Raw genomic sequence first — 17,917 nt, 5'->3', positions numbered from 1 at the left:
CGCCGCGCGTCACGCCCGATCGGTTGCGGCCGCCTCGCCCTCCGCGCCGTCCGCCGCCTGATCGATCCGCTCCGGGAAGAGCTCGTCGAGATCGAGGTCGGGGTTCTCGTCCTGCGTCTCCACGAGCAGGATCGCCTCCTCCTCGGTCTGCACGCTGGGCATCGCCCCCGGCAGCGGCCGGCGGGCCGACTCCTTCAGCACGATGATCGCCACGAAGCCGGCGATCGAGGTGCCGATCACGTAGAACGCCGGCGCGAGCGAGGAGCCCGTGAGCTGCACGAGCGCCTCCATCACGAACGGCGCGGTGCCGGCGAACAGCGCGACTGCGAGGTTGTACGAGATGCCCATGCCGCCGTACCGCGACGAGGTGGGGAAGAGCGCCGGCAGCGACGACGCAAGGTTCGCGACGTAGAACGTCACCGGGAACGCGAGCAGCACCAGGCCGAGCAGGGTCGACCAGATCGCCCCGTGCATCATGAAGAGGAACGCGGGCACCGACAGCACGATCGCCGAGACCGAACCGATGAAGAGCACCTTCCTGCGCCCGATGCGGTCGGAGAGACGACCGGTCAGGGGGATGCACAACGCCATCGCGACCAGCACCGGCAGGGTGAGCAGCGTGCCGTGCACCTCGTCGTACCCGAGCGTTCCGGTGAGATAGGTGGGCATGTACGACGTGAGGGCGTAGCCGACCGTGTTCGCGGCGGCGACGAGGACGAAGGCGGTGAGCAGCTCACGCCAGTACGCGCGGATGAGCGCGATCACGCCCTTCGGGGCATCCGCCGCCTCCTGCGCCTCGTCGGCGGCGCGCGCCGCCGCGTCCTGCGCCTCCTGGAACGCGGGGGTGTCTTCGATCTTGAGCCGGAAGTAGATGGCGATCAGCCCCAGCGGCAGCGCGACCAGGAACGGGATGCGCCACGCGAAGCCCTGCATGACCTCGGCCGAGAGGGTGAGCTGCAGGATCGACACGAACGCGGCGCCGATCGCGAAACCCATGTACGAGCCGAGGTCGAGGAGCGAGGCGTAGAACCCGCGGCGCCGGTCGGGGGCGTACTCGGTGATGAAGGTGGTGGCACCGGCGTACTCGCCGCCGGTGGAGAAGCCCTGGGCCAGCTTGAGCACGATGAGCAGGATGGGAGCCCAGACGCCGATCACCGAGTAGTCGGGCAGCACGCCGATGAGGAAGGTCGCGGCCGCCATCATGATGAGCGTGAACGCCAGCACGCGCTGACGGCCCAGACGGTCGCCGAGCTGGCCGAGCACGATGCCGCCCAGCGGGCGGGCGACGAAGGTCACGGCGAACACGCCGAGCGAGAAGAGCGACTGCGCCCCGGCCTCGGCGTCGGGAAGGAAGGCCCGCCCGATGATGACGGCGAGGTAGCCGTAGACGCCGATGTCGTACCACTCCATGAGGTTGCCGACGACGGTGCCGGCGACCGCACGCCGCAGCATCGGGCGGTCGACGATCGTGACGTCGTCGACGGTGAGCCGGCGGGGCTCGGTGGATGCCGGACGGAAGCGCCGCAGCAGCCGCTGCCAGAACGACTCGATCGGGGTGGGGTCGGACATGGTGTTCTCACTTCCCGCGCCTCGCGGCGCCGTGTCTCCCGGTATACACCCGGACAGACGTCGGGGAGACGGTGTTCCCACCGTCTCCCCGAACCCGTTGCGGTGCCTCAGTTCTTGAAGGCGTCCTTCACGTTCTCGCCGGCCTGCTTGACGTCGGACTTGGCCTGATCGGCCTTGCCCTCGGCCTCGAGGCGCTCATTGCCGGTCACCTTGCCGGTGGCCTCCTTCGCCTTGCCGGCGATGTCTTCGGCAGCGTTCTTGATCTTGTCGTCGAGTCCCATGGGGGTCTCCTTTCTTATCGGTGGTCAGTGCGTTCGCGACGGTCGCGGCGTCATCCCGAGACGGTGAGGATCTCGGTGATGATCGGGGTCGCGGCCGCCGCGACGAGCGCGATGAGGCCGACGATGCCGGCGCTGCGCCAGAGGGGAGCCGGGGCTGCCGGGCGGCTTCGCGAGAGACCGGTATACCTTCCGACGGCGGCGCGCGCCGAGACCGGGGTCAGGTCGATCGGGGCGGCGGTCTCCGCGCGATCGGCGATCGACGGGCGGATCGCAGCGCGAACGGGGGCGGTGCGGGATGGCTCCGCGGTCCAGCTCATGTCGATCACTCTCCTTGCGAGAAAGATTACTAGGTTGACTAGTGAAAAGCCAGCCTAGTGAGAGACCGAGCACTTCGGCATACTCTCGTCCCATGACCGAGCTGACCCAACCGACCGGCCGCGAAAACGAGCTCCGCGCCGACCCCCGCGCAGACGGATCCGCTCCCGTCGCCCTCGTCCTCGGCGCGACCGGGTACATCGGCGGACGCCTGACCCCGCGCCTGCTCAACGCCGGCTACCGGGTGCGTGTGCTCGCCCGCGACGCGGCACGCGCGGCATCCTTCCCCTGGGGTCCCGACTGCGAGATCGTCGAGGGATCGGCCGATGACGCGGATGCCGTGGCCGAGGCCGTGCGCGACGTCGACGTCGTCTACTACCTGATCCACTCGATGTCGGCCGGCAAGGGCTTCGAGGAAGCCGACGAACGCGCGGCACAGACCGTGGCCGATGCCGCGGCCGCCGCCGGTGTGCACCGCATCGTCTACCTCGGCGGCCTGCACCCCGACGACGTGCAGCTCTCGCCGCACCTGCGCTCGCGCGTGCGGGTCGGCGAGGTGTTCCTCGAATCCGGCGTGCCCACGCTCGTGCTGCAGGCGGGTGTCGTGATCGGCTCCGGGTCGGCGTCGTTCGAGATGATCCGCCACCTCACCGAGGTGCTGCCGTACATGCCCGCTCCGAAGTGGGTGCGCAACCGCATCCAGCCCATCGCGATCCGCGACGTGCTGCACTATCTGCTCGGCGCCGCCCGACTCGACCCGAGCGTCAACCGGGCCGTCGACATCGGTGGCCCCGACGTGCTCCGCTACGGGCAGATGATGAACGGCTACGCGCTCGAAGCGGGCCTCCCGCAACGCGCCATCGCCTCACTGCCCGTGCTCACACCGGGACTCGCCTCACACTGGGTCAACCTCGTCACCCCGGTGCCGCGGTCGATCGCCCGACCCCTCGTCGCCTCGCTGCAGAACGAATGCATCGTCAAGAACCGCGACATCGACGACCTCATCCCCCGGCCCGAGGGCGGTCTCATGCCGTACCGCCAGGCCGTCGCCCTCGCGATCGGCCGGTCGAACGCCGACACGATCGAGACGAGCTGGCAGGATGCCGAGGTCTCCGGAGCGCCCAGCGACCCGCTGCCCAGCGACCCCGACTGGACCGGCAAGACCGTGTTCACCGATGCGCGCACACTCGAGACGAAGGCATCCGTCGACCGGCTGTGGCAGGTGATCGAGGGCATCGGGGGCAGCAACGGCTGGTACTCCTCCCCCTTCCTCTGGGCCGTGCGCGGATGGATGGACCGCCTCGTCGGCGGCGTCGGACTTCGGCGCGGTCGACGCAGCCGCACCGAGGCGCGGGTCGGCGACGCGATCGACTTCTGGCGCGTCGAGGCCGTCGAGGAGCCGGGCCGCGAGACCGAGTCGTCGCCCGCGAGCGGCGGGCTGCTGCGACTGCGCGCCGAGATGAAGGTGCCCGGCTCGGCATGGCTCGAACTGCGCGCCCTGCCCCGCGGCGACGGCGCGCTCTACGAGCAGCGGGCGGTGTTCTTCCCTCGGGGACTCAGCGGACGCCTGTACTGGTTCGCGGTGCTGCCGTTCCACGGCGCGATCTTCGCGGGCATGGCCGCACGCATCACCGGCGCGGCGGAGAGCGCCGGCGAGTAGTTCCGCCCGGCTCGCCCGCTCGCGCCTCACCACAACTCAGGACCCGCGCCTCGCGACCCCCTCGCCGCATGTCCCCAACTCAGGACAAACAGCGACGAGTCCGCGCGCACCCCCGAAGAACCGCGGCCCACCCCGCAGGGGGAGCTTCAACGTCCTGAGTTAAGTCCGAAGACGGCCCGCCCCGAACCGCCGGACGGGCCACCGCGTCCTGACTTGTGCGCGATCGCCCGGGGCGGGAGGCGCCGATCAGTCGGTGCGCGGGCGCTCCGGAGCATCCGTCGCAGCATCCGCGCGTGCACCCGCCGACGTGTCGGGTGCGGCGTCCACCGCGGCGTCCACCTCAGCGGGCGGGATGATGTCGATCGCCTCGGTCGCCGAGACGTAGACCTCGGCGAGAGTGTCGTCGACGGTCTCCTCATCGATCCACGCGAGGTCGTCGCCCGAATGGTCGTACTCGACGGGCACGAGCGCGAAGTCGTCGCCGTACTCCTCGAGACCCGCCATGACGCTGTGCCGCACCGCCGCCCGCGCGTAGCGCTCCCGCAGGATCAGCGGGTCGCGGCGCAGATCGATCATGAACGCGATCATCATGAACGCCATGATCACCGCGAACGGCAGCGCGGCGATGATCGTCACGTTCTGCAGCGACTGCAGGCCACTGCCCTCCGCACCGCTGACCAGCAGCACCGCGGCGATGACACCCACCAGCGCGCCCCACACGATCGACACCCAGCGCGAGGGGTCTGGGCGGCCCTGCTGCGACAGCGTACCCATGACCAGCGACGCCGAGTCGGCCCCGGTGATGAAGAAGATCGCGATGAGCAGGACGAGAAGGATGCTCGTGACGAGGGGCAGCGGCAGGTTGCCGAGCACGCCGAACAGCACCTCCTCGGGCGGATCGACCGCGAGGCCCGCTCCGTCCATCTGCTGGCTGATGGCGGTGGTGCCGAAGATCGCGAACCACACGAGCGAGATCGCGGCGGGCACCACGATGACGACCGAGACGAACTGGCGCAGCGTGCGTCCGCGCGAGATCTTCGCGATGAACATGCCGACGAAGGGCGACCACGAGATCCACCACGCCCAGTAGAAGATCGTCCACCCGGAGAGGAAGAGCTGCGCCTCGTCGCCCTGCGACGCCGAGCGACCGATCATCGTCGGCAGGTCGCCGAGGAACTGCACGGCCACCGAGGGGATGACGTTGAGGATCAGCAGCGTCGGACCGACGAAGAACACGAAGAACGCGAGCACGAGGGCGGCGACCGCGTTGATGTTCGAGAGCGCCTGGATCCCCTTCGAGACTCCAGAGACCGCCGACGCGATGAAGCAGGCGGTGAGCACCGCGATGACGCCGATGAGCACGCCGTTGCCGAGAGGGCCCGCGCCCGTGACGATCTCGACGCCGTGTCCGATCTGCAGGGCGCCGAGACCCAGCGACGCGGCCGTGCCGAACAGGGTCACGATGATCGAGAAGATGTCGATCGTGCGGCCGAGGGGTCCGGTCGTGCGACCCTCGCCGAGCAGCGGGGCGAAGATCGACGAGATCAGCGGGGTGCGGCCACGGCGGTAGGCGCCGTATGCGATCGCCCCGCCGACCAGGGCGTAGAAGGCCCACGCCTGCGGACCCCAGTGGTAGAGCACCTGCGCCTGCGCGGTGTGCATCGCCTCGAGGGTGTTCGCCTCGACGGTGCCGGGCGGCGGGTTCTCGAAGAACGTGAGCGGCTCGGCGGCGCCCCAGAACACCAGGCCGATGCCCATTCCCGCCGCGAACAGCATCGAGATCCACGAGAACATCGAGAACTCGGGTTCTTCGTCGTCGCGGCCGAGCGGGATGCGCCCGTACCGGCTGAAGCCGACGAACAGCATGAAGACGAGGATGACCGTGGCGATCGTCGTGAAGAAGAAGCCGAAGTACTCGACGACCCAGGCGAGCACCGTCTCGGCCGTGCCCGCGAGGTTGTCGCCGGCGAACACACCCCAGGCGATGAAGGCGATGGTGGCCGCGACGGCGACGCCGAACACGAGGGGATCGGTGCGGTAGGTGCGGCCGGTTTCTTCGACAGCGACACCGGGCACGAGGGCCGGATGCACGCTGCGGGGCGGCACGGCGGACATGTCGCGCACGAGCTTGCGCGCCGTCTCGCCGGCCTTCGTCGGGATGCGCCCCGTGTCGGACGTGCGCGTCGTGCCGGTGCCTGCGGTCGGGGTGGTTCCGGTGCCGCGGGTGGGAGTCGTTCCGGTGGCGCGGGTGGGGGTCGTTCCGGTCGCGACGCGCCCATCGACGGGTGCCACGGGGTGATCGGTGGGCCGCGGTGCGGCTCCCTCGACGCGACGGGGAGGCTTCTGCTCGGGTGTCTCCATGGGAATCGATTCTCCCACGACCGGTTCTCCGGCATATCGGGGGGTACCTGGCCCCGGCGGCCTCAGCCCGGGTCCCCCGTCGGCACAGTGCGAGAACGACGTGTCGGATGCAGGCACCACGGTGACGTGCAGGCATCCGTCGCCCGATCCCGCCCGCACACGGCCGCGGCGCCTGCAGTTCGCACGCGAGCACGCAGGCAGCCCGACGGCTACCGCCGGAACAGACCGCCGAACACCGCGTGCAGGAGGGGCAGCACCGACACCCACAGCAGGGTGAACCCGAGACCGGGAACGGGTTCGACGAGCAGCGCGCCGCCGACGAGCATCGCGGCGAAGAGCACACCGGAGCCGATGCGACGCGCGAGTCCTTCGAGCCGATCGATGCGGCGCTCGAGGCGCGAGGTGTCGAACGAGACGTTGCCGTCGTCGACGCGCGTGATGATGTGGTCGATGCGGGCCGGCAGGCGCCACGCGACCTGCATGTTGCCCATCGCCTGCTGCGCGAAGTCCTGGGCGAGGTTGCCGCCCTCCTCGCGGATCAGCCGCTGCGCATAGGGTTCAGCGGCATCCCACACGTTGAAGTCGGGGTCGAGGGCGCTGCACATGCCCGAGGTCAGCGACACCGCCCGGATGAGCAGCAGCAGGTGCTCGGGGAGCTGCAACGGCAGCCGCCGCACCATGTCGCCGAACTCCTTCGCGAAGTCCTCGAACTCGCGCGGGTCGACCTTCGCGAGTTCGGCGAACCCCATGCCCCCGAACCGCCCGAACAGGCTCGACAGCGCCCGCTCCAGCTCGGCGGTGTCGGCCGACGGCAGCAGCACGCCGATCTCCTTCGCCGCGGCGACGAGGCCGCGGCTGTCGCGGGCGGTCACCGCGATGAGCAGCGTGCGCAGACCCGCCCGAAGGTTGGCGGGCACCTCGGTCATCATGCCGAAGTCGATGAAGGTCAGGCGCCACGGCGGGTCACCGGCATCCGCCCCGTCGGCTCGCGGGGTGACGAACATGTTGCCCGGGTGCGGGTCGGCGTGCACGAAACCGTGCGTGAACACCTGATCGAACATCGTCTCGGCGAACAGGTCGGCGACCCGGCCCGGGTCGATGCCCGCGGCGCGCAAGGCATCGGTGTCGCTGATCTTGATCGCCGTGACGTCCGAGAGGGTGAGCACCCGGCGCGTCGAACGCTCCCACATGATCTCGGGGGCGTCGACGCGCGGGTCGTCGGCGAACGCATCGCGGAATCGCTCGGCGGATGCTGCTTCGTGCAGGTAGTCGATCTCTTCGAGGCTCGTGACCGCGAACTCCTCGACGAGGGCCGGGGCATCCACTCGATCCGCGACGATGCGCACGCGGGTCAGCCAGCGGCCGACCCGGCGCAGGGCGGCGAGGTCGGTTGCGACGATGCCGTCGATACCCGGCCGCTGCACTTTGAGCACGACGGTGTCGAGCCCGGTCGTCTCGGAATCCTGCGGCGAGAGCCGGGCGCGATGCGCCTGCCCGAGGGATGCCGCGGCGAGCGGTGTCTCGTCGACCCACGCGAAAGCCTCCGACAGCGGCACGCCGAGTTCGGTCTCGGCGAGGGCTCGGATCTCGGGGAACGCGACGGGGGGAACCTCGTCTTGCAGACCGGCCAGCTCGTCGGTGACCTCGGGCGGCAGCACGTCGAGGCGCGACGACATGAACTGGCCGACCTTGATCATGAGTCCGCCGAGCTCGACCGCCAGCACGTGGAACCGGCGGGCGAAGCGCTGCATGCGCGCGGTGCGGGTGCGGTCGGCGATGCCGCGCAGTCCGAACCGCGGCAGCACCAGCTCGAACCACCAGATCTTCGCGAACTCCCGCGAGGCGAACGACAGGATGCGTCGGTACCGGGCGCGATGGGCGCTCAGCGCCGGGGCATCCGTCATCGTGTGAATCCTCCGCCGTCGTCGGGAGCACTCGCCCGCGGGACGGGCGTCACGGGGCGCGGCATCCTCGGCGCGTCAGTCCTGCGCGAGGATCTTGTACAGCCTACGGCGGGCGTCGTCGAGGATGTCGATGGCGGCCTGCACCTGCTCGGGCGAGCCGCTGCGACCCACCTGCGCGGCGGCCGCGGCGAGGTCGAGACCCGCCTTCGGCAGCGCGTGGAACCGGGGGTCGTTGCGCTTGCCGTCACCGTCGCTCGCGACCCACGGCGCAGGGGTGCCCGTGGTCTCGGCGACGATGGCGCGACCCGCCTCGGTGAGCGAGTAGGTCTTGCGGCCGTTCTGCTCCTCGGCCTCGATCAGGCCCTCGTCGGCGAGCAGCTGGAGGGTGGGGTACACCGACCCGGCGCTCGGCTTCCAGGTGCCGCCCGAACGCTCGGCGATCTCGTTGATGATCTGGTAGCCGTGCATCGGACGCTCGGCGAGGAGCGAGAGCACGGCCTGACGCACATCGCCGCGGGCCATGCGGGAGCCGCCGGACGGACGCTGCTCGAACGACTTGCGGAGCTGGTCGAACGCGTCGAAGAGGGCACCGGCGGGGCCGTTCGCTCCGCCCAGGCCGTTGGGTCCGAAGAGGGAGCCGAACGGGTTGTCGGTGCGGTCGTTGCGACCGTCGCCGGCGTTGCCGTTGCCGTTGCCGTTGGGTCCGAAGCCGCCGAAGCCGCCGGGGCCGAAGGGGAATGCGTTGCTCATGATGCCTCCTCGAGGGTGGTGAACGATAGTCAACGATATATCGTTCACCTGGGTGCGGGGTGTGAATCCGGCAGGGTCCGTCGCGCGGGGGATGCGGCCGGCGGAAACGGCTGCGTAGCGTCGAGGACATGACGGATCAGCCGGAGAAGTCCCCGAAGAAATCGCAGAACGGCTTGGCCATCGGTATCGGCCTCGGCATCGCCTTCGGCGCGATGGCCGGGATGCTGTTCTTCGACAACCTCGCCCTGGGCATGGGGTTCGGCATCTCGATCGGCATCGCTCTGGGCGTCGCGTTCGACGCGAAGGGGTCGGGCGAGGACGAGGCGGACGACCCGTCGGGCGACGACGAGAGCGACGACGGCCCCGACCGGTCCCCCTCGCCGGATCCGCGATAGCCCCGCACCCCCAGACCCGCCTCGCCGAGGCGCGAAGCGAGGCTTGTCCTCGGGATGCGCCGTGCGTAACATCGCCCGGCATGACGGATCGCATTCAGAGCCCCCGAGAGCGCAGGAATCGTAGAGGGTTGGCCGTCGGTTATGCGGTGGGCACATTCCTCGGCATGACGGCAGGGATGCTGTTCGACAACCTCGCTGCAGGGATGGTCTTCGGAGGCTTGGCGGGCGTGGGCCTCGGCGCCGCATTCGACGCGACGCTCCGGCGGCGTGCGGACGCGCGGTCGAGTGGCGGAAGCGACGGCACCGGCGCCCCGGGTACTCCGCCGCGCTGATCGCCCGCGGTCAGTCCGACACGGGCGGGAGGGTGAGGATCTCGGCCCCCGACTCGGTGATCGCGACCGTGTGCTCGGTGTGGGCGGTGCGGGCCCCGGTGGCGCTGCGGAGCGTCCAGCCGTCGGCATCCGTCACGAGACGATCCGTGTCGGCCATGACCCAGGGCTCGAGCGCGAGCAGCAGGCCGGGACGCAGGATGTAGCCGCGGCCGGGGCGGCCGTCGTTCGCGACGTGCGGATCCTGATGCATGGTCGACCCGATCCCGTGGCCGCCGAACTCGAGGTTGACGGGATAGCCGAACGACTTCAGCACGGTGCCGATTGCGCGCGAGATGTCGCCGATCCTCCCGCCCGGTCGTGCGGCGGCGATGCCGGCGGCGAGGGCGCGCTCGGTCGCGTCGATGAGCGCGAGATCGGATGCCTGCGCCTCGCCCACGACGAAACTGATGGCCGCATCGGCCGCGATGCCCTGCAGCGAGACGGCGAGGTCGAGGGTGAGGAGGTCGCCGTCGCGGAGCGTGTAGTCGTGCGGCAGCCCGTGCAGAACCGCGTCGTTCACGGCGGTGCAGATGTAGTGACCGAAGGGTCCTCGTCCGAACGACGGGGCGTAGTCGACGTAGCAGGACTCGGCCCCGGCATCGACGATCATCGCCTGCGCCCATCGGTCGATGTCGAGCAGGTTCGTGCCGACCGACACCCGTCCGCGCAGGGACTGCAGGATGCTGCCGACGAGGGCGCCGGTCGCGCGGGCGCGGTCGAGCTGGGCGGGTGTGAGGATCTCGATCATGGGGGTCTCGCGTTCGTCTCCGATTGTTATCCCGGTAATACTATCCCGGGATTAGAATGGGCGCATGATGGTTCGGATGCCTCTCACGCCCGCCGAGGTCGCCCGCGGCGAGCGCCTCGGTGCTGTGCTGCGCCGAGCGCGTGGGGAGCGGTCGATGCTCACGGTCGCCCTCGACGCCGGCGTCTCGCCCGAGACCCTGCGCAAGATCGAGACGGGCCGCGTGGCGACCCCGGCGTTCTCGACCATCGCGGCGATCTGCGGCGTGCTCCACCTCTCGCTCGACGCTCTATGGTCCGAGGTCGACGCGGTCTCGCCTTCCGCCCCCGCCTCCCGCGCCTCCTGACCCCGCGCGCACCCAGGTCTCGCCCTCGCGCACCGCGCCCGCCCTTACGTGAGGGGTCACCACACGCCGTATCCACACCCCCGCACGCGGCGTTCTGACCCTTCACGCCCGAACACGTCGACAGATCGAACGATTACCGATAGATTACGGTCGTTGCTCGATGAGAGGATCCGCCGTGAACACCCCCACGATCACCGTGCTCCGCGTCGTCATCGCGCTCGCCCTCGCGGGGTCGGTCGTGGTGCAGGTGGCGGGGGCATCCGTCGTATGGAACGACCTCGACACCACCCCGCCCCCCGGCCGCCTCGCACTGGCGGCGTTCCTGATCGCGGGCGTGGCGACCCTGCAGGTCGTCGCGGTCGGCGTGTGGATGCTGCCGACGAAGGTGCGGCGCGGCTCGCTGTTCTCGGCCACGTCTTTCCGCTGGGTGAATGTGATCATCGGCGCGATCGCCGCAGCATCCGTCCTCATGCTCGCCCTCGGCGTGGCACTCGCCCCCGGCGATATCGCCCCGGGCGTGGTGGCGCTCATCGGCGGGGTCGGCGTCGTGCTCGCCGGCATGGCGCTGCTGGTCGTCGTGATGAAGGCGTTGCTTCGGCAGGCGATCGCCCGAGACGCCGAGGCGACGGCGCTGCGGTCCGAACTCGACGACGAGGTGATCTGATGCCCGTCGTCGTCGACATCGACGTGATGATGGCCCGCCGCAAGATCGGCGTGGGCGAGCTCGCCGAACGCATCGGCATCACCCCCACCAACCTCGCGGTACTCAAGAACGGGCGAGCGAAGGCCGTGCGCTTCACCACGCTCGACGCACTCTGCACCGCCCTCGACTGCCAGCCCGGAGACATCCTGCGCTGGGAGCCCTGACCCCGCCCACCCGAAGCCGGGCGGGCGGGGAGGCGTCAGGCGCGGGAGTGGATGGTGACGGCGTAGCCGTCGAGGTCGAGGAACGTGAACTGGAGCCCGAACGGCCCCTCGGTCGGCTCCTGCACGATGCGCGCTCCGGCCTCGACGAGACGGGCGTGCCGTTCGGCGGCGTTCTCGTCGTGGAACCAGACCCCGACCCCGGCGCCGAGCTGCGCGATCGCGTCGAGGTCGACGCCGGGGAGGGGTCCGCGCACGGCGAAGGCCGCACCCGAGCCGGTGGAGAACACGGCGGCGGCCGGGTTGCCCGGTACGCGGGTGAGGCCGACGACCTGTTCGTAGAAGGCGGCGGATGCGTCGAGATCGCGCACCTGGAAGGAGATGAAGTCGGGGCCGGACGTGGTCATGGATGCTCCTCGGGATCGTTTGCGTGTCAACACACTGACACGGCAAGGGACCGTGTGTCAAACTCTTGACATGACGGATCCGGCACCACGCACGCCCGCCGAAGACCTGGGCATCCTGATCAAGCAGACGCAAGCCCTGCTGCACCAGCGCATGGACGAGGCGCTGCGCCCGCTCGGCCTCACCGTGCCCCAGTACGTGTGCCTGCAGACCCTCTTCGACAGCCCGGGCATCACGGGATCGGAGCTGGCCCGCCGCACCTTCGTCTCGCGGCAGTCGATGAACGTGCTCGTGCAGGGACTCGAGCGGCGCGGGCTGGTGGAGCGTTCCGATGCGCCGGGGCCTCGGCGGGAGCGCGACACCGCGCTCACCCGCGCCGCGACCTCGCTCGTGCGTGATGCGCGGAGCGCGGTCGCCGCGGTGGTCGACGGCGTGGCCGGCACCCTCGGTCCGGACCGCGTGGATGCCCTCCGCCACGAACTTGCCGCCGCACGCGACGCGCTCGCCTCCCCCTGAGCAAGACGTTCACCCCGCTGCCCCCGTCCGTTCACCCCCGACCCTTACCTTGAGTGCGGACGCGCGACCGCGCTCATGAAACAGAACAATCTTTGTGCCTTCATCACAAAAGCCGGGTAGAGTCAGACCCGACACAGCTCGAAGGCGAGAAAGGGACACGGACATGGTCGACATGCGGAAGAGGCGCTGGTCTCTCATCGGGATCACGGCGGCAGCGGCGATCGCTCTCACGGGATGCACCGGCGGCGGGGAAGACACCGCGGGCGGAGGCGAAGGCGGCGGCTCGGGCGACACCCTGATCGTCTACACGAACTCCAACAGCGACGGCCGCGGCGAGTGGATCACCGAGAAGGCCAAGGAAGCCGGCATCGACATCGAGATCGTGGGCCTGGGCGGCGCCGACCTCACCAACCGCATCATCGCCGAGAAGAACAACCCCGTCGGCGACGTGGTCTTCGGCCTCAACAACATGTTCTTCGAGCAGCTCAAGAGCGAAGAGGCCATCACGGCCTACGAGCCCGAGTGGGCGGGCGAGGTCCCGGCCGACGCCGGCGACCCGGCCGACGGCGCGTTCTGGCCGCTCGTCGAGCAGGCCATCGTCACGGTCTACGACGAGACCCGCATTACGGATGCTCCGTCCGACGAGGAAGACCTCTGGACGGAGGAGTACGCGGGCCGCTACGAGGTCAACCCCGCACTGGGCCAGGCGACCCCGCAGCTCGTGCTCGCGAGCATCCTCACCCGCTACCTCGACGAGGACGGCGACCTGGGCGTGAGCGACGAGGGCTGGGAGAAGGTCGAGGCGTACTACGCCAACGGCTCCCCCGCCGTCGAGGGCACCGACCTGTACGCCCGCATCTCGCGCGACGAGGTCGACTACGGCGTCATCCCGTCGAGCGGCATCGAGGCGCGCGACGCGGAGTACGGCACCACCACCGGCATGATCGTTCCGGAGTACGGCGTGCCCTACGTGACCGAGCAGATCGCCCAGATCAACGGCACCGGCAACGAGGAGAAGGCGCAGGAGTTCATCGACTGGTTCGGCAGCGCCGAGGTGCAGGGCGAGTTCGCCGCCGAGTTCAACGCCATGCCGGTGAACGAGAACGCGGTCGAGAAGGCCAACCCCGAGGTCGTCGAGCTCATGGAGACCCTGCCCCGGCAGGAGATCGACTTCGGCTTCGTGAGTGAGAACCTCGGCTCGTGGGTCGAGAAGGTCACCCTCGAGTACATCGGCTGATCCGCCGGCGAGACCGCACAAGAACCACGGCAGAAGGAAAAACGCCATGATCCGTTTCGACGACGTCGAGGTCGCCTTCGGCGATCACCGTGCGGTCTCGCACCTGAACCTGGAGATCCGGGAGGGTGAGTTCTTCACCCTCCTGGGTCCCTCCGGGTGCGGCAAGACCACCGCCCTGCGGTCCCTCGCAGGATTCATCGAGCCCACCGGCGGGCGCATCTTCATCGACGGGCGCGATGTCACGCGCGTGCCGAGCGAGAAGCGCGGCGTGGGCATGGTCTTCCAGAACTACGCGCTGTTCCCCAGCATGGACGTGCGCGACAACATCGCCTTCGGCCTCACGGTGCAGAAGGGCGCGCAGAAGGTCTCGAAGGCCGAGCAGCGCCGCCGCGTCGACGAGGTCGCCGACCGCACGGGCCTCGCCTCGTCGCAGCTCGACAAGAACGTTTCGGAACTGTCGGGCGGGCAGCAGCAGCGCGTCGCCATCGCCCGCGCGCTCGCGCTCACGCCGAGCATCCTGCTGCTCGACGAGCCGCTGTCGAACCTCGACGCCAAGCTGCGGGTGCAGCTGCGCGAGCAGCTCAAGGAGCTGCAGCACGAGGTCGGCGTGACCACCGTCTACGTCACGCACGACCAGGAGGAGGCGCTCACCCTCAGCGACCGCATCGCGGTGCTCGACGCGGGAACGCTGCAGCAGGTGGGCACCCCCGAAGACATCTACGACCGCAGCGCGACCCCGTTCGTGTGCCGGTTCATCGGCGAGAACAACCGCCTCACCCCGGCGCAGCTCACGGGCCTCGGAGCCGGGCTCGACACGACGGCCGAGAGCTACGTGCGGCCCGAGAAGCTGGCCCTCGCCTCGGCGGATGCCCCGACCACCGCCCCGGCGACGCTCGAGGGCCGCGTGACGGAGCGCACCTACCACGGCAGCCACAGCGTCTACACGGTGACCGCGGCGGATGCCCCGCTGCGCGTGAGCGTGCCGGCCGCCGCGAGCGCCCGGGCCTGGGAGCCCGGCGACGCGGTGCAGGTCGGCGTCGACCCGCGGTGGATCCTCCAGTACCCGGCGGCGTGACATGAGCGACGACCAGAACCGTCCGCACGCGTCGGATGCCGACCGCGACACGACAGCCGGGCGCCCGGTCGGCGGCCGCGACGCCGACGCGACCCGCTCCGGCCGCCCCGTCCCGCCGCCGTCCGCGGCGATGACCGACACCCCCGGCGCTCTCACCGCCACCGCGGTCGACGTCGAAGAGGCCGCCGAGGGACGCCCCTCGTCGAAGCGCGGCCGTCGCGGCAGCATCCGCTCGATGCTCCGTTCGCCGCTCGCCTGGGTGACCGGCGTCGTCGTCATCTGGTTCGCCGCCGCGTTCCTCGTGCTGCCCAACACGGCGCTGCTGGGCACGACGTTCTTCCCCGACGGGCAGTTCAGCCTGCGGGCGATCGAGAAGCTGCTCGGCAGCGAGCGCGCCCTGAAGACGCTGGGCAACAGCTTCCTGCTGGCGATCACCCTGTCGATCACGGTCAACGTGGTGGGCGTGTTCATCGTGCTCGTCACCCAGTACTTCAAGGTGCGAGGGGCGAAGCTGCTGTGGCTGGGCTACGCCACGACGCTCATCTACGGCGGCATCGTGCTCGCCGCGGGCTACAACTTCATCTACGGCAAGTTCGGTTTCGTCACGAACCTGCTCGTGAACATCAATCCCGACATGGACCGCGACTGGTTCTCGGGCTACTTCGCGGTCGTGTTCGTGATGACGTTCGCGACGACCACGAACCACATGCTCTTCCTCTCCTCGTCTCTCGCGAAGGTCGACTACGCGTCGATCGAGGCGGCGAAGCTCATGGGGGCATCCACCTGGACCATCCTGCGGCGCATCGTGCTGCCGGTCATGAAGCCCATGCTGTTCGCCGTCACAGTGCTCACGTTCCTCATCGGACTCGGTGCGCTGACCGCTCCGCTCGTGCTCGGCGGTCCCGACTTCCAGACCGTGGCCCCGCTCATCATCGACCTGTCGCGCAGCCCCATCACGCGCGACATCGCCGCCCTGCTCGCCATCGTGCTCGGTGTCGCGACGATCATCCTGCTCGCGATCATGAACCGCGCTGAGAAGTCGGGCGTGTACTTCTCGGTCGCGAAGGTCGCGACGCCCATCCAGAAGCAGCAGATCCGCAACCCGTTCGCGAACCTCGCGGTGCACGTGGTCGCGTACCTGCTGTGGGTGATCTACCTCATCCCCGTGGTGCTCATCGTGATCTTCTCGTTCGTCGATGCGCGCAGCATCCTGGCGGGGTCGATCACGTTCGACAGCTTCACGCTCGACAACTACGTGACCGTGTTCTCGAGCGCCGAGGCGCTGCGGCCGTTCATCGTGAGCGTCGTCTACAGCGCGCTCGCGTCGATCATCGTCGTCGGCGGGCTGCTGTTCGTGGCGCGCATGCTGCAGCAGCACCGCAACGTGCTCACCACGGCGATCGAGTACGTGCTGCACATCCCGTGGATCCTGCCGATCGTGCTCATCGCCCTCGCGCTCGTCATGGCGTTCGACCGCCCGCAGGGCATCGTCGGCGGCATCGTGCTGACCGGCACCCCCGTGCTGCTGCTGATCGCGTACATCAGCGTGAAGATCCCGTTCACGCTGCGTCTGCTCAAGGCCGGGTTCGCGTCGGTGCCGGACTCGCTCGAAGACGCCTCGCGCATCCTCGGGGCGAAGTCGCTCACCACGTTCCGCCGGGTGCTCATCCCGCTGGTGCTGCCCACGGCCGCGGCGATCACGGCACTCAACTTCAACAGCCTGCTCGACGACTACGACGCGGCGATCTTCCTGTACCACCCGCTGTACAAGCCGCTGGGTGTCGCGATTCAGGAGAGCACCCGCGGCGAGAACAACCTCGACGCGATGCCGATCACGTTCGTCTACACCGTGCTGCTCATGATCATCATGGGTGTCACCATGTATCTCGTGTACGGACGAGGATCGCGCGCCGGAGGGCCCCGCAAGCGGAGGAATCGCGCATGACGGGGGCGGAAGACACCGCGCCGGAGACGGTCGCGGAGGGGGACGGGACGGATGCCGCGGCTGGGGAGCCGCGGACGACGGACGCGGCGCAGGAGGGTGCACGCCGCGCCGACGCCGGCCGCTCCGGGACAGCCGCGGGGGGTGCGGGCGCGACCCGCGACGCGGCGACCCCGGCGCTGCGCGTCACGATCAGTGACGTCGCGGCTGCGGCCGGTGTCTCCCGCGCGACGGCGACGCGCGCGCTGAAGGGCGAGGGGCGGTTCGCCCCCGAGACGCAGACGAAGATCCTCGACGCGGCAGAGCGGCTGGGCTACGTGCGCAACACGATGGCGGCCGAGCTCGCCGCCGGGCGCACCGACACCGTCGGCCTCATGCTGCGCGATGCGAGCAACCCCGCGTACGGTCTGCTCTTCTCCCGTCTGCAGGACGAAGCGCACCGCCGCGGGCTCGACCTGGTGACGGTCACGATCGGCGCCGACGAGCAGGGCGCGAAGCAGGTCGGCGCGCTCGACCGCCTGCTCGGCATGCGCGTCGCCGGGCTCATCGTCGCGACCGGCGGCATCGGATCGGCGCAGCTGGAGCGCTTCGCCGACCAGGTGCCGATCCTCCGCGCCGGGCGCATCGAGGAGTCGGGGCGCATCCATTCCGCGCACTACGACGACCCGGCGCATGGGCGGATGCTCGCCGCGCACGTCGCCGCACTCGGCCACACGCGCGTCGTGGTGCTGGCCGGCAGCGCCGACGCCTCGTACACCGAGCACCTCCGTGCCCTCGCGATGCGCGAGACGCTGGTGTCGGCGGGGGTCGCCGTGACCATGCTGTCGGTCGGCGCCGCGCCGTCCGACGGGGTCGACGAGGCCCTGAAGGCGGTGCATGCCGGGGCCACCGCCGTGCTGTGCGCCTCCGACTACCGTCAGCTCGCCGTGATGCGGGCTGCCCGAGCGGCGGGGCTGAGCGTGCCCGGCGATGTGAGTGTCACGGGCTGCGACGGCATCCTGCCCGGTGCCGATCTGCTCGGCCTCACCACCGTGCGCATTCCGGTCGAGAAGGTCGCCGAGGCCGCCGTCGAGACCATGCAGCGGTTGCTGTCCGGCGACGTCGACGGCGAACCCGTGCGTCGAGGTTTCTCCGGATCGCTGGTGGAAGGGGCCACCGCCGCCGCCGTCTGACGTTCTCCG

At 69.9% G+C, this 17,917-nt stretch carries 19 protein-coding genes; 11 read left to right on the top strand and 8 right to left on the bottom strand.

Features of this window, described 5'->3' with window-relative positions; all coding sequences use genetic code 11:
• Positions 1 to 9: 9 nt before the first annotated feature.
• From RWS82_RS08485 to RWS82_RS08475, 3 genes are all read right to left on the bottom strand, one after another.
• Positions 10 to 1,569 carry an MFS transporter gene (locus tag RWS82_RS08485; RefSeq protein WP_314648839.1) on the bottom strand — a complete coding sequence of 520 codons (1,560 nt, stop codon included), beginning with the start codon at positions 1,567 to 1,569 and terminating at the stop codon, positions 10 to 12.
• 107 nt (positions 1,570 to 1,676) lie between these two features.
• Positions 1,677 to 1,850 carry a CsbD family protein gene (locus RWS82_RS08480; RefSeq protein WP_314648836.1) on the bottom strand — a complete coding sequence of 58 codons (174 nt, stop codon included), beginning with the start codon at positions 1,848 to 1,850 and terminating at the stop codon, positions 1,677 to 1,679.
• A gap of 50 nt (positions 1,851 to 1,900) precedes the next feature.
• Positions 1,901 to 2,167: a hypothetical protein gene (locus RWS82_RS08475; RefSeq protein WP_314648833.1), complete on the bottom strand. Its 267-nt coding sequence runs from the start codon at positions 2,165 to 2,167 to the stop codon at positions 1,901 to 1,903.
• 92 nt (positions 2,168 to 2,259) lie between these two features.
• Between RWS82_RS08475 and RWS82_RS08470 the strand changes: the two genes are divergently transcribed.
• Positions 2,260 to 3,825 (top strand): SDR family oxidoreductase, encoded by a 1,566-nt coding sequence (locus tag RWS82_RS08470; protein WP_314648830.1) that lies wholly within the window; start codon positions 2,260 to 2,262, stop codon positions 3,823 to 3,825.
• A 246-nt stretch (positions 3,826 to 4,071) separates the two neighbouring features.
• On the opposite strand, the gene RWS82_RS08465 is transcribed toward RWS82_RS08470, so the two are convergent.
• The 3 genes from RWS82_RS08465 to RWS82_RS08455 all read right to left on the bottom strand — a co-directional run bounded on the left by RWS82_RS08465 (position 4,072) and on the right by RWS82_RS08455 (position 8,840).
• Entirely contained in the window at positions 4,072 to 6,186 is a 2,115-nt protein-coding gene (locus tag RWS82_RS08465) for a BCCT family transporter (RefSeq protein WP_314648828.1), read from the bottom strand.
• A gap of 209 nt (positions 6,187 to 6,395) precedes the next feature.
• A complete protein-coding gene (locus tag RWS82_RS08460) occupies positions 6,396 to 8,090 on the bottom strand; it encodes an AarF/UbiB family protein (RefSeq protein ID WP_314648826.1) in 1,695 nt (564 codons plus the stop codon).
• 75 nt (positions 8,091 to 8,165) lie between these two features.
• Positions 8,166 to 8,840, bottom strand: coding sequence for a PadR family transcriptional regulator (locus RWS82_RS08455; RefSeq protein ID WP_314648823.1), 675 nt, complete (start codon positions 8,838 to 8,840; stop codon positions 8,166 to 8,168).
• 128 nt (positions 8,841 to 8,968) lie between these two features.
• Between RWS82_RS08455 and RWS82_RS08450 the strand changes: the two genes are divergently transcribed.
• Together RWS82_RS08450 and RWS82_RS08445 are read left to right on the top strand one after the other, a co-directional pair.
• Entirely contained in the window at positions 8,969 to 9,235 is a 267-nt protein-coding gene (locus RWS82_RS08450) for a hypothetical protein (RefSeq protein ID WP_314648820.1), read from the top strand.
• Positions 9,236 to 9,363: 128 nt separating this feature from the next.
• The gene (locus tag RWS82_RS08445) at positions 9,364 to 9,567 is read left to right on the top strand and encodes a hypothetical protein (protein ID WP_314648816.1); all 204 of its coding nucleotides are present in this window, start codon (positions 9,364 to 9,366) and stop codon (positions 9,565 to 9,567) included.
• A gap of 10 nt (positions 9,568 to 9,577) precedes the next feature.
• Here the strand turns inward: RWS82_RS08445 and map are convergent, their stop codons facing one another.
• The gene (map, locus tag RWS82_RS08440) at positions 9,578 to 10,354 is read right to left on the bottom strand and encodes a type I methionyl aminopeptidase (RefSeq protein WP_314648814.1); all 777 of its coding nucleotides are present in this window, start codon (positions 10,352 to 10,354) and stop codon (positions 9,578 to 9,580) included.
• Positions 10,355 to 10,421: 67 nt separating this feature from the next.
• Between map and RWS82_RS08435 the strand changes: the two genes are divergently transcribed.
• The 3 genes from RWS82_RS08435 to RWS82_RS08425 all read left to right on the top strand — a co-directional run bounded on the left by RWS82_RS08435 (position 10,422) and on the right by RWS82_RS08425 (position 11,564).
• Positions 10,422 to 10,697, top strand: a complete 276-nt coding sequence (locus RWS82_RS08435) for a helix-turn-helix transcriptional regulator (protein ID WP_314649504.1) — start codon at positions 10,422 to 10,424, stop codon at positions 10,695 to 10,697.
• 175 nt (positions 10,698 to 10,872) lie between these two features.
• Positions 10,873 to 11,361, top strand: a complete 489-nt coding sequence (locus RWS82_RS08430; RefSeq protein ID WP_314648812.1) for a DUF2975 domain-containing protein — start codon at positions 10,873 to 10,875, stop codon at positions 11,359 to 11,361.
• The gene (locus RWS82_RS08425) at positions 11,361 to 11,564 is read left to right on the top strand and encodes a helix-turn-helix transcriptional regulator (RefSeq protein WP_314648809.1); all 204 of its coding nucleotides are present in this window, start codon (positions 11,361 to 11,363) and stop codon (positions 11,562 to 11,564) included. Before RWS82_RS08430 ends, RWS82_RS08425 begins: the two co-directional genes overlap by 1 nt.
• Before the next feature lie 35 nt (positions 11,565 to 11,599).
• Here RWS82_RS08425 and RWS82_RS08420 read toward each other — a convergent pair whose 3' ends face one another.
• Positions 11,600 to 11,968 (bottom strand): VOC family protein, encoded by a 369-nt coding sequence (locus RWS82_RS08420; protein WP_314648806.1) that lies wholly within the window; start codon positions 11,966 to 11,968, stop codon positions 11,600 to 11,602.
• A gap of 70 nt (positions 11,969 to 12,038) precedes the next feature.
• Between RWS82_RS08420 and RWS82_RS08415 the strand changes: the two genes are divergently transcribed.
• The 5 genes from RWS82_RS08415 to RWS82_RS08395 all read left to right on the top strand — a co-directional run bounded on the left by RWS82_RS08415 (position 12,039) and on the right by RWS82_RS08395 (position 17,908).
• Entirely contained in the window at positions 12,039 to 12,482 is a 444-nt protein-coding gene (locus RWS82_RS08415; protein ID WP_314648803.1) for a MarR family transcriptional regulator, read from the top strand.
• Positions 12,483 to 12,645: 163 nt separating this feature from the next.
• Positions 12,646 to 13,719, top strand: a complete 1,074-nt coding sequence (locus tag RWS82_RS08410; RefSeq protein WP_314648801.1) for an extracellular solute-binding protein — start codon at positions 12,646 to 12,648, stop codon at positions 13,717 to 13,719.
• Between the two features lie 46 nt (positions 13,720 to 13,765).
• Positions 13,766 to 14,794 carry an ABC transporter ATP-binding protein gene (locus RWS82_RS08405; protein ID WP_314648798.1) on the top strand — a complete coding sequence of 343 codons (1,029 nt, stop codon included), beginning with the start codon at positions 13,766 to 13,768 and terminating at the stop codon, positions 14,792 to 14,794.
• Position 14,795: 1 nt separating this feature from the next.
• Positions 14,796 to 16,739: an iron ABC transporter permease gene (locus RWS82_RS08400; protein WP_314648796.1), complete on the top strand. Its 1,944-nt coding sequence runs from the start codon at positions 14,796 to 14,798 to the stop codon at positions 16,737 to 16,739.
• Positions 16,736 to 17,908: a LacI family DNA-binding transcriptional regulator gene (locus tag RWS82_RS08395; RefSeq protein WP_314648794.1), complete on the top strand. Its 1,173-nt coding sequence runs from the start codon at positions 16,736 to 16,738 to the stop codon at positions 17,906 to 17,908. Before RWS82_RS08400 ends, RWS82_RS08395 begins: the two co-directional genes overlap by 4 nt.
• The last annotated feature ends 9 nt before the right edge of the window (positions 17,909 to 17,917 follow it).

The organism is uncultured Microbacterium sp., from assembly GCF_963528945.1.
In the GTDB taxonomy this organism is placed as follows: Bacteria; Actinomycetota; Actinomycetes; order Actinomycetales; family Microbacteriaceae; genus Microbacterium.
This window is presented reverse-complemented; position numbering and strand designations above follow the sequence as displayed.